Origin of the sequence: Falsiroseomonas oryziterrae (assembly GCF_021864505.1) — a bacterium.
GTDB classification, from domain to species: Bacteria; Pseudomonadota; Alphaproteobacteria; order Acetobacterales; family Acetobacteraceae; genus Falsiroseomonas; species Falsiroseomonas oryziterrae.
Genome location: NZ_JAKJIB010000733.1, coordinates 1 through 504, shown reverse-complemented (window position 1 = coordinate 504; position 504 = coordinate 1). Strand labels below are relative to the sequence as shown.

1 protein-coding gene is annotated in these 504 nt (G+C 75.8%); it reads left to right on the top strand.

Going from position 1 to position 504, the window contains the following annotated elements:
* Positions 1-14 precede the first annotated feature (14 nt).
* The coding region (locus L2I40_RS24410) for a putative inorganic carbon transporter subunit DabA (protein ID WP_237217906.1) at positions 15-504 on the top strand (490 nt) is incomplete at its 3' end.

Sequence of the window (504 nt, the reverse complement as noted above, 5' to 3'; positions counted from 1 at the left end):
TGGAGTACAGACGTGTGCTCTTCGAATCTCTCGCCTGCGACGACGGCGCCGCCGCGCCGACCGGCCTCAGCCCGGCCGAGCAGGTGGCGACGGCCGAGGGCGCGCTGCGCATCATGGGGCTGACCGCGGGCTTCGCGCCGCTGGTGCTGCTCTGCGGCCATGGCGGCGAGGCGGTGAACAACCCCTTCGCGGCGGGCCTGGATTGCGGCGCCTGCGGCGGCAACCGCGGCGGGCCCAACGCCCGCATCATGGCCGCGATCCTGAACGAAGCCGGCGTGCGCGAGGGACTCGCGGCGCGCGGCATCGTGATTCCGGCGGAGACGGTGTTCCTCGCGGCCGAGCACAACACGACGACCGACGAGCTGGTGATCTGGGAGACCGCGGCGGCATCGCGGCACGCCGGGATCCTCGCCCGGCTGCGCGCGGATCTCGCCACCGCGCGGACGGGCGCGGCGGCGGAGCGGCTCGGGCGCCTGCCGGGCGGCGCGGTGGGTGACGCGGTCG